The following is a 13998-nucleotide window of genomic DNA, read 5'->3' on the forward strand; positions in this document are numbered from 1 at the left end:
CTGAGTATTAGTCTTGCGACGTCGAATCCGCGTTGATTCCGCGGTCGGAGGCCGCCGCCGAGCGGCTCCGCGCGGGGCGCCCGTGGATGCTCAGATACGTCCCGGTGTAGCGGTCCGAGATCTGTGTCCCGGTGAAATCCGAGGGTATGACATCGCCCGTCTGCTGTCGCCACGTGTTGAGCTTGAGGGCCAATTGCGCTGCCACCGCGTGATATTCGGGCTGCACGTCGAGGAGCAGATTGTGCCGCTCGGTGGGGTCGGCGTGCAGGTCGTACAGTTCGCGGGCGGGGCGCGGGTCGCCGATGGCCGACTGCACCGCGCGGCCCGGCGGACTGTCGGCGATGTCCCACGGCAGGTCCAGCAACGGGCGCGAGGCATAGTTCTCGATGTAACTGAAGTCTTTTGTTCGCACTGCGCGAATGGGGTCGAACGAGTCGTGATAGGTCTTGGCGGTGTAGACCTCCTCGCGCACCACGGGCTGAGTCCCGGCCCCGGTCAGCGCCTCCGCATGCGACAGCCCCTCGACGGCGGCCGGAACGGGTACCCCGAGCAGGTCCAGCAGCGTCGGCAGCAGATCCACCCCGCTGAACAGTTCGTCGTAAACCCGTGGCTCGATGCCGGTATCGCGCGGTGGCCGCACGATCACGGCGATGCCGGTCCCGGCGTCGTACAGCGTCGACTTGGCCCGCGGCAGCGCCGGACCGTGATCGGTGAGGAACACCACCCACGTGTTGCGATCCAGTCCGCCGGCCTCGAGTGCGTCGAGCAGCTGCCCCACCGCCGCGTCGGCGACGGCGATGGACCCGTAGAACTCCGCCAGGTCGTCCCGCACACTGTCGGTGTCGGGCAGGTAGTCCGGGACGCTGACGGTGTCGCTGGCCGCGGGTTCGTAGCGTTCCCGCGGGTACGGCCGGTGCGTCTCGAAGAACCCGGTGGTGAGCAGGAACGGCTTCTGTGGTGGTTCCTCGAGCCATTGCACCGCCCGTTCGACGACGTACTCGCAGAACGAGTTCGACACGTCGAACTCGTCGAACCCCAGCCGGGACGGGAACGACGTCTCGTGTTGCATTCCGAACAGTGCTGTGTGCCAACCGGATTCGGACAGCAGTTGGGGTAGCGTCTGGACGCCCGCGTAGTACTCCCACCCGTGGTGCGCGAGCCCGACGAGCCCGTTGCTCTGCGGGTAGCGCCCGGTGAAGATCGAACCGCGCGACGGTGAACACAGCGGGGCGGTGGCGTGGGCCCGGGTGAAGCGGATGCCTTCGGCGGCCAGTTGGTCCAGCCGCGGGCTGCTGACGTCGTGGTGACCGTACGCCCCGAGGTAGCGCCCGAGGTCGTGCCAGTGCACGAACAGCACGTTCTGGCCCGGCGTGTGGGGCATGGGTCGGCTACCTCCTGGCGATCATGGTCACGAAATCAGCCATGAAACCGCGAATTGCTTTACTGTTCAACGGTTTCGTGCGGCATGATTCGTGCCCGCCTCATCGCCACGCGAACACCGGCTGCTCCAGCTCGTCGACCGGGTCCGGCCGGCCTTCCAGCCCGAGCCAGCGCATCTGCAGCAGGACCGCGCCCGTGGGCGCGTGGATGAGGTCGTTGCCCAGCGGAATCTGGACCACCGGACGGTCGCTCTCGGGAATCGAGATGAACCGCGGCGAGTCCGGCCGCTGCAACTGGTGCAGCCCGACGCGGTACACGGCCAGCACCTCGTCGGGTGACGGCTGCGGGTCCAGCCGGCCGCCGCCCCACACCACCACGGGCGTGATGACGTATCCGGAGCGCGTCGCGTAGTCGTCGAGCAGCCCCAGCACGGATTCCTCCGCCAGCTTGATGCCGACCTCTTCGTGCAGCTCGCGCAGTGCGGCGTCCACGACCGTCTCGCCGGGATCGAGGCGCCCGCCGGGCAGCGCCCACTGCGCGGAATGCGAGTTCAGCCGGGACGTCCTGCGGCACAACAGGAACGCCGCGCCGCCGGCGACGTCGACCATGCGGCCGTCCAGATTCTGGTCGGGCAGCGGCCGGCCACCGATCCATTCGTCGACCGGGGCGGGGTCGATCCGGTCCTCACCGCGCTCGGAGTCCACCAGCACGATGGCCACCGCGGCGTGGCGCTTGGTGGGGTCGTCGACCACCCGCCGGCGGTGGCCGGCCAGGTGCGTCCCGATCTGCTCGCGCAGTGCGTCGTCGTACCGGATCGTCATCGGCCCGACGCTACGCGCCGGCTGATTCAGGTGGTGGGCGGCATCCCACAGGCCAGGTACACGTATTTGTTGGGCACGTCGAATGTGAATGCCCGGGCCGGCAGCGCGGCCAGCAGGTCGGCGGGTAGCGGCGTCTTGTAGCGCAGCGACATCGAACCCTCGAAACTCGGGTCGACCGCGGAGAGATCGGGGGCGTCCAGCAGCAGACCGGACTCGTCCAGCTCGGCACGGACCATGGTGCCGGCGGGCGCGTCCCACAGGTGGTTGACGGTCTTGGCGCCCTTCTTCGGCACCGACGACAGCGTGCCGAGCAGCCGCTTCTCGGTGATCACCAATGCGCCCACCAGGCTGCGGAGGGTGCTCTTGGCGACCTTGCCGGGGACGTGGCCGGAGAACCGGAACGTCACCGGGATGAACTCGGCCACGTGCAGCAGCCCCTCGGCCTGGAGCTGCTCACGGATGTCATCGGGCAGGTTGCCGATGCCGAGCAGCTTGCGCAGCAGTACAGCCATGCCTTCAGCGTAGGCCCCGGGGGTGAATGCCCCACGAGAAACGGCGCCGAGCGTGGACGTGTTGTCTCACACTCGGCGCCGCGTCGGTGGTGACGGCCGTCAGTTCTGCGCGGGCAGGACGTGCTCTCCGGTCTTGTCCGTGGCCAGGCACAGCGAGCAGATGTAGCCGCCCTCGGCCGAGGCCAGCATGTCGGGCCGCTCGTACTCGTGGTGGCACTTCTGGCACAGCAGGTGCGCGTCGGACGGGTTGCCGTGCTCGTCGTACATCGGCAGGTCGATGCCGTCGTCGGTGCGGCGCAGGTAGTACTTGCCCTTGGTGGCGATGGCGATGATCGGCGGCAGCACCACACCGAGCCCGATCGCCACCAGCGGCGAGTAGGGGGTCAGCGCCGAGCCGAGTCCACCGAAGAACGCCACCACCGACAGGCCCGCCGCGATCAGCATCGAGCCGAAGCCCACCGGATTGAAGGCGTACAGCATGCCGCGACGGAACTCGGGCTCCTTGGGCGACAGCTTCAGCAGGTACTTGTTGAAGACGATGTCGCTGGCCACCACCACAACCCAGGCCATGCCGCAGTTGGCGTAGAAGCCGAGGATGGTGCTGAGGAAGTCGAACATGTTGGCTTCCATCAGGATCAGCGCGATCAGCAGGTTCACGCCGAGGAACACCAGGCGGCCGGGGTAGTGGTTGGTGATGCGGGTGTAGGAGTTGGTCCACGCCAGCGAGCCCGAGTAGGCGTTGGTGACGTTGATCTTGATCTGGCTGATCACCACGAGCACCACGGCCAGGGTCATGGCGAGCCAGCCCGGCAGGAAGTTTTCGTAGATCGACAGGAACTGGTGCACCGGCTGGTTGGCGATGCCCGCGCTGTCGGCGACATTGGCGATCAGGTAGACGGCGAGGAACAGGCCGACGACCTGCTTGATGGCGCCGAAGAACACCCAGCCCGGGCCGGCCAGGAACATCCAGGTCCACCAGGAGCGCTTGTTCTCCGGGGTCTTCGGCGGCATGAACCGCAGGTAGTCGTTCTGCTCGGCGATCTGCGCGATCAGTGACAGACACACGCCGGCGGCCAGCAGCGTTGAGCCCATGTCGAAGCCCTGGATGTGGTCCTTGCCCTGGTAGGCGAAGAACTGCCCGACCGATTCGGGGTGGCTGATCAGCAGGTAGACGAACGGCGCGACCATCAGGATCAGCCACAGCGGGGTGGTCCAGACCTGCAGCGTCGAGAGCACCTTCATGCCGTAGATGACCAGCGGGAAGATGATCAGTGTCGACACCGCATAGCCGAGCCACAACGGCAGGCCCAGGCCCAATTTGAGGCCCTGGGCCATGATCGACCCCTCCAGCGCGAAGAAGATGAAGGTGAACGTCGCGAAGATGACGTTCGTGACCACCGAGCCGTAGTAGCCGAAGCCACTGCCGCGCGTCACCAGATCGAGGTCGATGTTGTAGCGGGCCGAGTAGTAGGCCACCGGGAACCCGGTCAGCAGGATGACGACCGCGAAGATCGCGATGCCCGCCAGTGCGTTGGTGGTGCCGTACGAGATGCCGATGTTGGCGCCGATCGCGAAGTCGGCCAGGTAGGCGATACCGCCCAGTGCCGAGATGCCGACCACGCGCGTCGACCATTTCCGGTAACTGCGCGGCGCAAAGCGGAGGGTGTAGTCCTCCAAGGTTTCGCGTGTCGCGGTCAACCGGTCCTGATCGACGTCCGGTACAGCGGCAGGCGACAGCGGCTCCTGGCTGAGGTCTTGGGTCATGGTTAGCGAAGCTATGGTCAGTTTGTTTCGTGCCCGTGACAGTTATGTTCCGGGCGGTAGCGAATTTCCAGCGCGCGAGCGCATCCCGGAAGGAGACCGGTGACGAACCGCAACCGCTGGCTGATCGGGGCCGCGGCCGTGATCGGTTACGCCCTGCTGTGGGTGGGCTGGGCAGCGCAATGGCCCTGGGTGACGGCTTTCGACACGTCGCTGCTCGCGCCCTTGCACCGGTACGGTGCGGCACATCCCGGCTGGGTGGTCGGCTGGCAGTGGTTCTCCTTCGTCTTCGGACCCTGGACCTTCCGGATCATTGCGGTGGTGATCGCGTTCGTCGCGCTCGCACGGCGACAGCGCCGCACCGCGCTCTTCCTCTTGATCGGCATCGCCGCGACCGGTCTGGTCACCGAGATCGCCAAGGACATCGCCCAACGGGCGCGGCCGCTGACGGCGCTGGCACACGAACCGTCGTGGTCGTTCCCCTCGGGGCACGCGCTGGGCACCATGGCCGGTGCGCTGGGGCTGTGTGCGGTGTTCCGGCTGTGGGGGGTGGCGCGGCAGCGGCTGATCGAGGTGCTCTGTGCCGTCATCGTCGTGACCGTCGGGGCGAGCCGGGTGGTGCTCAACGTGCACAACCCGACCGACGTCCTCGCAGGGTGGTTGCTGGGTGCGCTGTGGTTCCTGATCTGCGTGCCCTTGCTCGCGCCAGTGCTTGCGTCGGCCGGGTCTCAAAGCCGAAGCCCTATCGTGCCCAAACCTTGACCCGCCCTGGCTTGACCTTCCAGAGGGCGGTTCTCGACCATGGACGGGTGCGCCGACTGTTCGCTTTGCTGTGTGCTGCCGCGCTGGCGGTGGCACTGGCGCCCGTCGGCAACGCGGTGGTCACTCCGTGGTTCGCCAACTCGGTGGGATCGGCCACGCAGGTGATTTCGGTTGTGGGCGTTGGTGGTTCGTCGGCCAAGATGGACGTGTATCAGCGAGGGCCCGCAGGGTGGGACGCCGTCGCGGTCGGGATCCCGGCGCACGTCGGCTCCCGGGGCATGGTCCCGCAGAGCCACGACGGCAACCTGCAGACCCCGATGGGCATCTTCACGCTGCCGTTCGCGTTCGGCACCGCCGCCAATCCCGGCACGGGTCTGCAATACGTCCAGACCACACCTGATCACTGGTGGGACGGCGACATGAAGAGCCCCACCTACAACACCATGCAGGTGTGCAAGAAGGCGCAGTGCCGCTTCGACACCGATCCCGCGAGTGGCACCGAGAACCTCGACATCGCACCCTACAAATACGCCGTGGTCATGGGCGTGAACCCGCAACGGACGCCCGGCAACGGTGGCGCGTTCTTCGTCCACATCGGTGACGGCCCGACGGCCGGATGTGTGGCGATCGACGAGGGCACCCTGGTGAAGATCATGCGATGGCTGCAACCGGGAGCGCTGATCGCCGTTGCCAAGTAATCAGATATGAAGGGCAGCACCGAGTTTCAGCTTGAGCGGCATCGCCGCGTCGTGGGTGCGGTCGTGGCTGTGGATCTCATCGATGCCGCCCCTGTCGGGCGTTGCGGCACACCGGGCGCACAGGCTCGGCAGGTTTCGTCCACAGGGCGGGCACAGCGGACGAAAAGCAATCTGCGAGAACGCCGTTCGCACGTGTCCCGAGCTGCGACGACGCGTTCGCACGTTAGGGTGGTGGGGTTATGAGCCACCAGCTGGGGTTGTCGATCGGGACGACCAACCTGGTCGCAGCGCGCGTCGGTGAACCGCCCATGGTGCGGCGCGCGGTGCTGCGCCTGTACCGTGACCGCGCGCCCCAGATCGGGTTGGCCGCGGATGCCCTCGACGACGGCGTGACACTCACCGGCTTCGTTGAACGCGTCGGCGACCCGGTGCCGATGGTGGCGCCCGACGGCACGGCGTATCACGCCGACCAGTTGGTGGCCGAGGCGTTGGACGCCCTGATCGAGGCCGCGGGCGGCGAGCCGCCGACAGGACAGCTGGCGATATCCGTTCCGGCGCATTGGGATACCGCGACGCTGCGGGCGATGCGGACCGTGATGCGATCCAATCCCAGCCTGGCGCCCAACGGGGTTCCGGCGCGGCTGGTGTCCGACGCGGTCGCGGCACTGACCGCACTGCACGCCAATCCGGGTCTGCCCGCCACCGGCACCGCAGCGCTCCTCGATTTCGGCGGTGGTGGCACCAGCATCACGCTGGCTGCCGCGGACACGTCGTTCGAGCCCGTCGAGACCGTTCGGTACACCGAATTCTCCGGGGAGGCCGTCGACCAGGCGCTGCTGGCGCACGTGCTCGACCGCGTCGGTGGTGCCGGGGGAGTGGACACCGCAGGCACTGCGGCTGTGAGTTCACTGGAGAAACTCCGTGAATCCTGCTGTGCGGCAAAGGAAGCACTGTCGGAGGCCGAGACGGCGACGGTGCCGGTGGACATTCCGGGCCACCAGGGCGATGTCGAGGTCACCCGCGCCGAGTTGGCCGAACTGCTCGACGAACCGCTGACCGGGGTGCTGGCGGAGCTCGATGAGCTGTTGCAGCGCAACAACATTGCGTGGCGGTCCGTCAGCTCGCTGGTTGCGGTCGGTGGTGGCGCGCGGATCCCGGTGATCAGTACGCGGCTCGCCGCACATCTCGAGGCGCGTGGCGCCGCGGGCATTCTCGTCACGACCCCGCAGCCGGCGCTCGATGCCGCGGTGGGTGCGGCACTGTTCGCGGTGTACGGCGCCGACGCCGACGCCAAGACCGGCATGGCGCCGGCCGCATTGCTGGGCACCGCACCGACCGCGGCCGTCGACGGCGGGCCTGCCACCGCGCCCGCGGCCATCCCCGAACTCGACGTGCTCACCGACACCGCGGCAGCCCGGGTGGTCAAAACCACCGGGCCGTCCCTGGCCTGGTCCGAGGACTCCGACGGCGGCGGTGACCTGCTGCCCTACACCGGCGACGACGTCTTCGGTGACACCACGACCACTCGCGCCATCGCGCAGTATGTGCCGCCGGCCGCCGCGGTGGCCACCGAGCCGTCCAAGGCCTGGCAACGGCTCCCGCTGGTGGTGTTCGGCGTCGCGATCTTCGCCGCGATCGCGGCCGTGGGCGGCGTGACGATCGCGCTGACCGGTGACCGCAAGCCCGTCGCGCCGCCGACCACCCCGCCGCCGTCACTGAGCGAATCTCCGACGCCACCGCCGGCGCCGCCGGCCGAACCGGCGCCGCCCAGCACTGTCACCGTCACCAACGAGGTCCCCGCACCGCCACCCCCGCAGCCCAGCCCGACGTACCAACCGCCGGTCACCCACGCGCCGGCGCCGACGCACACCACCACGACGCACGCGCAGACGACGACTCCACCGCCGGCGACCACCACCGCCACCACGAGCGAGCCGCCGCCTCCGCCACCACCACCGCCTACGTCGGAGACGCCGACCTCGACGACGCCGACCATGACGACGAGCTACATCCGGCTGCCGTTCGTGCCGGTGCCGATCCCGATTCAGGTCCCCAAAGGCCCGGACCAACCGGTCGAATCCCAGCCGCCGGCCAATCCGTACTACCCGGGACAGCAGCAGTACCCGTACGGGCAGTACCCGCAGCAGTATCCGCAGCAATACCCCTATTGATAGGCGGAATTGCATCGGATCTCGCTGATTTGAATCCCGTATTGACTATTGACGCAGGCGTCGGAACGTCAGTGTGAACAGGAAATTTACTTGCTCGCATACCACAAATGCGGCAATCTTGTTCTATGAATTCGACAAGAACACGCGTCGGGTTGGCGGCCGCTGCGGCCATGGTTGCGCTGGGCACTCTGGGTGCGATCTCCGCTGGAGTGACCGATGGAGGCGCCGTCGCCGGCTCCGACCACGCCCCGACCAACACCGTTTTCAACAGCCCGGAAGTCCCCGAATTCAACAACGGGGCCACCCAAACCTGGTCTCCGGCGGCATCAACTGCTTCAACGATGAGCGCAGCGCCGGGAGTTAAGGCAGGATAGGGCCCCATGAAGACTGCATGGGGTGTTGCTGCGGCAACTTCGCTGGGTGCTGTGGCCTTGATGTGTAGTGGTGTGGCGTCCGCCGGTTCTGCGCCCAATGTGGTCGGCCAGAAGTTCAGTGACGCGCGGTCGGCGCTGTCCAGTGCTGGATTCAAGCCGCTGGTCTCGACGACGGTGGGCGACCAGCTGCAGTGGCCGAACTGCGTTGTGACCAATCAGGTGGCCCGCACGGTGGCAGCGCCGGCGAACAGCGGTGGTTCGAGCAGCAGTCAGGTTTTGCTGTCGCTGAACTGTGAGGCGGCGTTCGCCACTGCGGGTAGCCCCGGTAACTCGCTGGGTAGCCCGGCGGGTTCGCAGGCTTACGCCTCGGCGTCGGCATCGGCCGCAGCGGCTGCTTCGTCGGCGTCCGCCGCAGCCGCGGCTGAGGCGGCAGCGGCCGGCGAAGCGGGCCAGGTCTGGGAGGGCCAGAACTCCGACCGCTGAACCTGAACCGGTATTGCTGGACGGTTTCGGTTTCTCGATGGTGCGGAATACGCGGCTGTCTGCACACCTGCGCGTTCGGTATTGCTGTTCTCGATGCTCGGGTAGGGATTCGCTGGCTGGCGTAGAGATTTGGACAAGCGTACGTTTTGCTGACTGCTGGTTCGCGCTCGCGTGCCCGTGACGAGAATGCCGCTCTGACAGGTGATTTCAAGCGTGTCGTAAGTTGCGCCAAGTCTGTCTGAGCGGCTTGTATATCCCCTTGTGCCGGAAATGGATCGTCGAAACATGATGCGCGCGTCGGGGCTCGGCCTGCTGGCCGCCGCCGCGATGCCGTCCCCCGCCGCTCTGGCGGATCCCCAACCGGGCAGTTCGCCCACTGCGCCGCTGGCCCCGCAGCCTGCCGCGCAAACGCCCACGTACATCTTCCACGATGAGTTCGACGGCCCCGCCGGGTCGCGGCCCGACCCGGCCAAGTGGAACATCTCGCCGCGGCGCGAGACCATCAAGAACCCGGTGTTCTGGGACCGCCCGGAGAACATGGGTCAGTACCGCGACGACCGTGAGCACGTCTTCCTCGACGGCAAGGGCAACCTCGTCATCCGCGCCACGCGCGATGCCAACGGGAAATACACCAGCGGCAAGGTCTTCGGCACCTTCTGGGGTGGCATCAACACCACCTGGGAAGCCCGGATCAAGTTCAACTGCCTGACCAACGGCTGCTGGCCGGCCTGGTGGCTGTCCAACGACCACCCCGTCGTCGGCGGCGAGATCGACCTGGCCGAGTGGTACGGCAACGGTGAATGGCCGTCGGGCACCACGGTGCACGCCCGGTCGGACGGCACGTCGTTCGACACGCACCCGCACCCGATCGACGGTGGCTGGCACACCTGGCGCGTCACCTGGAACGACGCCGGTATGTCGTTCTGGCAGGACTACACCGAAGGCATGCAGCCGTACTTCTACGTGCCGGCGAACTCTCTGGACGACTGGCCGTTCAACCTGCCCGGCTACTCGGTGTTCCCGGTTCTGAACCTGGCGGTGTCCGGTTCCGGTGGCGGCGACCCCAAGGGTGGCAGCTACCCGGCCGAGATGCTCGTCGACTACGTGCGCGTCTGGTAAACCTCCGACAACTGTCGATGGGCCCCGCTTCGGCGGGGCCCATTCTCATTGGGGGCCGCGACCGCGGAACGTGGTGCCGGCCCGCTCCAGCAGTCCGCGTACGCGGGTGATTCCGTAGCCGGTCTCCTCGGCGAGCTGGCGGATGCTCTCGCCGTTCTCGTAGCGGATGCGCAGTTCCTTGCCGATGCGTTCGGCCGTCGTCGGGTCCAGCCGGACGTGCTTGGTCACCGGCGGCACGTCGATGGCGCCCCCGGCGTAACCCTTGTGGACCTGGCCGCGCGGCGTGACATCGGCGGCGGACTCGTCGCCCCACGCCGTCCAACCCGGCTGCGGATGCCGGGCAAACAGCTCCAGATACGGGCCGGGCGAGCAGGCCTCGATGAATCCGTACTGCTCGTCGGGCTTGCGGGAATGCTCCCGCTTGCGGGTCTCGATCATGTTGACCTGGCTGCGGGCGTGCGGCAGCGTGCGCATGCTGCCGCGCACGCCGAACAGGATGATCTCGGTGACGTTGCGGAAATAGAAGCCGACACCGCGGCCGTCGGGCCCGCCGTCCTTGCGCCGCTTGGCCCAGATGACGTTGGAGACGTAGCGGTAGCCCCACGCCTCCATGACGCGCAGCCCCTCGGGCAGCAGCGCGTTGGGCACCCACAGGTACAGGTGCGAGTCACGCGCGGCGACGGTGGACACCGGGATGTCGCAGATGGCCTCGAGATCGAGCGTGGAGTACCGGTCAAGGCGCCGGTGCTCCGGTGCCACCTTGCCGGTTCGATTGGTGAAACGCCAAGGCGGATCGGCCAATACGGTCTTCCAGCCGCCATCGATGGTGGGCAGCGGCGGCGGCGCGGCGATATCGCGCAGGGGGGCGGCCTTCGACTCGGCGCCGGCCTGATCGCTGCGTTTCGCCACGTTGTCACTCCTACCTTCGAATTAGATCTTTTCGAACGGAGAAGATCTTCACGAAATCGTAGGCGATGGCACCGACAGGTCAGGCTTCCCAGAGGCCGATGTCGTCTGCGGGTTGCCGGTCGTCTCGAACCGGGGCGTGGTCGGCCCAGGTGCGGGCGCAGATCGCGACGGCCAGCAGCGGGCAGCCGCCGCTGTCGCCGCGCTGCATGCGGGGCCGCAGCTTCTCGGTGTTGGTGGTGGTCGTGGTGGCCAGGATGCGGCGGGCGCGCTCGTCGTCCATGCCGGCCTCGATGCCCAGGCGGTAGCCGAGCGTGCGCAGGTCGGTCTGCGTGCGGGTGATGATGACGGCGACGTCGATCAGCGCCGCGTCATACAGCGCCCGGTACGCGCTCAGGTCGCGATCGAGGTTGCCGTCCTTGGCATTCCACTCCACATCGAGGGCCAGCCGGTCGACGAAGTTGTCGACCTTGTAGCCCTCGTTGAAGACCTCGGTGTCTTCCAGCGTGGGGTGCATCTCGCCCGCCGGCTTGTGCGGCATCTTGCGCAGTTCCAAGCGGATTCGGGTGTCCACGCGTGCCTCACGCCAGCCCTTGTTGCGGAAGGCGGTGTTGAGGCGGGCGGCGAGTTCGGTCTCCTGGCCGCCGGGCTGGACGAGATCGTCGGTACGGAGCTGGAATTCGTGCAGGGCGGTGAGGAGCTCGTCGAACCGCTGCGGGTTGGTGGCGGCGAGGATCGCGGCGGCGTTGCGGGTTTCGATGAACTCGTACCGGTCGCGGATGTGCGGCGGCAGCACGCGGGTGTACGAGTCCGTCAGATCCACGGGGCGACGGTAGCAGTGCGCCGGTCCACGGAATAACCCGCGGAAGTCCGCCGTCGCATCGTGCTGTGCAGGCCCTTGATCTTTCGCCGCATGACCGGGCACTACACGCTGACCGAGGAACACGCCCGGCGGCTGGCTGCGACGGCGTTGCGGGGCTTGTCCCCCTAGTGACCCTCGCCGCCGCGCGTCAGCCCGTCGAGGAAGTCGCCGAGTTCGCGCTGCACCGTGTCAGGCTGTTCGGTGAGCAGGGCGTGGCCGGCGCCGGCGATGTCGACGATTCGCGTGCGGGACAGGTGGGCTGCGGTGTACTCGGCCTCGCTGCGCGGGATGTAGTCGCAGACGCCACGCAACAGCAAGACCGGTATCGACTGCAGACGTCGCAACGCGTCAGGGGTGAGCCCGGTGCCGGGCTCGCGTTGCAATTGCTCGTGCAGGTAGTGGCCGGGTGTGGAAGAAGGGGACGGCGGCGGTTCGCCGGAACAGGTGAGTCCGCCGGCGGCGAGGTCATTGAGTGTCGCGAAGCGCGCGTCCATCTCGGGGTCGTCGCCGAATACGTGTGCGGTGTCGGGATCGGTGAGCGTCAGCAGGTACATGAACAAGTTTCGTGGCGTGAGCGCGCTGGCGTACAGGCGCAGGGTTTGCGTGGTTGACAGACGCGCCTGTGGCTGCGGGATCGGCGCCGCGCGGCCCAGAACTGGCAACGAACCGGGTGACAGCAACACCAGCCCCTCGACCCGGTCGGGTTGCTCGGAGGCGAACGTCTCGATCACACCGGAGCCGGCGGAGTACCCGAGCAGCACGACCCGTGCCAGGCGGAACTCATCGAGCAACTCGGAGAGGTCGGCCACCGCGCGGGCGGTCGAGTACCCGGTGGGGCGTTCGAGACGCGACGCGTCACCCGCGCCGATCTGGTCGTAGAAGATGACGGTGCGGTCCGGCACGGCGCGGAGTATCGCGGTTTCTTCGGCCTGGCTGAACGGCACCCCGGGGCCGCCGTGCACGGCCACCAGCGGTGGCAGGTCGCCGGGTCGCTCATGAATCCGCACCGGCATCACCGCACCATCTCGCAGGTGGAGCCCGTCGGCGACCCGAGACGGCAGCGGCCTCGGCATCAGATACAGGCCGCTGGCGGCCAGTGTTGCCAGGCTGAGCGCGATGATCGTCGTACCGCGCCGGCCCAAGACGCCGACGAGCCGGGTGCCGACCCAGGCGGTACCGATCACGGCCGCCACCCCTACGGCGATCGCTGCCGATGCCGGCAACCCGACCGCTGCGCCGGCGATCACAGCCGCGCCTTCCAGAACCCACGCGACCACAACCACCGCTACTGCGGCGAGCACGGTTCTGGCCATCATCGACGCTCAGCGACGGGTGAGTACCGACTCCAACTGTTCGGCGGTGCGCGCCCAGCCGTTGTGGAAGTTGTCGTACTCGTGCGAGGGCAACAGAGAGTGCTCGATCTTCATCAGCGTCTCGCCCTCGCCGTGGGGTTCGAAGGTGACGTTGACGACGCTGGCCATCGTCGGGTCGGGCCAGTTCGAATTGCTCCACGTGAAACGAAGCAGTCGCGGACGGTCGATCTCCAGGAAGTGGCCGATGATCAGGACGATGGTGCCGGTGGCGTCGTGGTCGACGTCGAACCGCAGCTTGCCGCCGACATGGGGTTCGACGGTGATGGCGACGCACCGGGACGGGCGTGGGCACATCCAGTCCATCAACGACTCGACATCGAGCCACTCGCCGAACACCACGTCGGGGACTGCCGGCATGACGCGCTGCACGCGCACGGTGACGGGTTCTGTCATTGACCATTTCCTTTGCGTCGCAAGCGGTCTGCGAGGGCATCCGCCCGCACCGACCAGAAGTTGGATTGTTCGTTGATCCACTGCTGCGCCATGGTCAATCCCTCGGGGCGCAGGGACACCCAGCGTTCGCGGCCGCGGACATCGCGTTGTACCAGGCCCGCCGATTCCAGCACGCCGATATGCCGGGAGACGCCGGCGAACGTCATCGGCAGCGGGGCGGCCAGGTCGGTGATGCGCGCATCGCCTTGCCGCAGCGTCTCCAATAGCCGGCGGCGCGTCGGATCTGCCAGGGCGGCGTAGGCGCGGTCCAGCAGCTGATCTTCAACCATCTTGTTGACTATAGCGGCGGATCGTGCTCTCCTGGAACGGTGACGTTCAACAAG

Annotated in this window: 14 protein-coding genes; 5 read left to right on the forward strand and 9 right to left on the reverse strand. The window is 67.5% G+C overall.

The annotated features are described in order from the left end of the window. Window positions 1–7 precede the first annotated feature (7 nt). From ACZ5IQ_RS01665 to ACZ5IQ_RS01680, 4 genes are all read right to left on the reverse strand, one after another. Window positions 8–1381, reverse strand: a complete 1374-nt coding sequence (locus ACZ5IQ_RS01665; protein ID WP_406804021.1) for a sulfatase family protein — start codon at window positions 1379–1381, stop codon at window positions 8–10. Window positions 1382–1481: 100 nt separating this feature from the next. Beyond that, window positions 1482–2201: an NUDIX hydrolase gene (locus tag ACZ5IQ_RS01670; RefSeq protein ID WP_212808044.1), complete on the reverse strand. Its 720-nt coding sequence runs from the start codon at window positions 2199–2201 to the stop codon at window positions 1482–1484. 26 nt (window positions 2202–2227) lie between these two features. Next, on the reverse strand, window positions 2228–2713 hold the full coding sequence (locus ACZ5IQ_RS01675; RefSeq protein WP_212808045.1) for a hypothetical protein: 486 nt from the start codon (window positions 2711–2713) through the stop codon (window positions 2228–2230). Window positions 2714–2812: 99 nt separating this feature from the next. Next, window positions 2813–4477 (reverse strand): purine-cytosine permease family protein, encoded by a 1665-nt coding sequence (locus ACZ5IQ_RS01680; protein WP_212808046.1) that lies wholly within the window; start codon window positions 4475–4477, stop codon window positions 2813–2815. A 99-nt stretch (window positions 4478–4576) separates the two neighbouring features. On the opposite strand from ACZ5IQ_RS01680, the gene ACZ5IQ_RS01685 reads away from it, so the two are divergent. From ACZ5IQ_RS01685 to ACZ5IQ_RS01705, 5 genes are all read left to right on the forward strand, one after another. Then, window positions 4577–5236, forward strand: coding sequence for a phosphatase PAP2 family protein (locus tag ACZ5IQ_RS01685; protein WP_212808047.1), 660 nt, complete (start codon window positions 4577–4579; stop codon window positions 5234–5236). A gap of 47 nt (window positions 5237–5283) precedes the next feature. Continuing rightward, window positions 5284–5934, forward strand: coding sequence for a L,D-transpeptidase family protein (locus ACZ5IQ_RS01690; protein WP_212808048.1), 651 nt, complete (start codon window positions 5284–5286; stop codon window positions 5932–5934). Between the two features lie 239 nt (window positions 5935–6173). After that, window positions 6174–8105, forward strand: coding sequence for an Hsp70 family protein (locus ACZ5IQ_RS01695; protein ID WP_212808049.1), 1932 nt, complete (start codon window positions 6174–6176; stop codon window positions 8103–8105). Between the two features lie 380 nt (window positions 8106–8485). Beyond that, window positions 8486–8962, forward strand: coding sequence for a PASTA domain-containing protein (locus ACZ5IQ_RS01700; RefSeq protein WP_244872704.1), 477 nt, complete (start codon window positions 8486–8488; stop codon window positions 8960–8962). Window positions 8963–9232: 270 nt separating this feature from the next. Beyond that, complete coding sequence (locus ACZ5IQ_RS01705) at window positions 9233–10081, forward strand: glycoside hydrolase family 16 protein (protein ID WP_212808050.1); 849 nt, start codon at window positions 9233–9235, stop codon at window positions 10079–10081. Window positions 10082–10126: 45 nt separating this feature from the next. On the opposite strand, the gene ACZ5IQ_RS01710 is transcribed toward ACZ5IQ_RS01705, so the two are convergent. The 5 genes from ACZ5IQ_RS01710 to ACZ5IQ_RS01730 all read right to left on the reverse strand — a co-directional run bounded on the left by ACZ5IQ_RS01710 (window position 10127) and on the right by ACZ5IQ_RS01730 (window position 13944). After that, the gene (locus tag ACZ5IQ_RS01710) at window positions 10127–10990 is read right to left on the reverse strand and encodes an MT-A70 family methyltransferase (protein ID WP_212808051.1); all 864 of its coding nucleotides are present in this window, start codon (window positions 10988–10990) and stop codon (window positions 10127–10129) included. A 79-nt stretch (window positions 10991–11069) separates the two neighbouring features. Then, a complete protein-coding gene (locus ACZ5IQ_RS01715; RefSeq protein ID WP_212808052.1) occupies window positions 11070–11810 on the reverse strand; it encodes a BglII/BstYI family type II restriction endonuclease in 741 nt (246 codons plus the stop codon). Window positions 11811–11974: 164 nt separating this feature from the next. Next, the gene (locus ACZ5IQ_RS01720; protein ID WP_212808053.1) at window positions 11975–13165 is read right to left on the reverse strand and encodes an alpha/beta fold hydrolase; all 1191 of its coding nucleotides are present in this window, start codon (window positions 13163–13165) and stop codon (window positions 11975–11977) included. 6 nt (window positions 13166–13171) lie between these two features. Beyond that, the gene (locus tag ACZ5IQ_RS01725; RefSeq protein ID WP_212808054.1) at window positions 13172–13615 is read right to left on the reverse strand and encodes an SRPBCC family protein; all 444 of its coding nucleotides are present in this window, start codon (window positions 13613–13615) and stop codon (window positions 13172–13174) included. After that, entirely contained in the window at window positions 13612–13944 is a 333-nt protein-coding gene (locus ACZ5IQ_RS01730; protein ID WP_212808055.1) for an ArsR/SmtB family transcription factor, read from the reverse strand. The genes ACZ5IQ_RS01725 and ACZ5IQ_RS01730 overlap by 4 nt, the downstream gene beginning before the upstream one ends. Window positions 13945–13998 lie beyond the last annotated feature (54 nt).

The sequence above is a fragment of the Mycobacterium toneyamaense genome, from assembly GCF_055384815.1.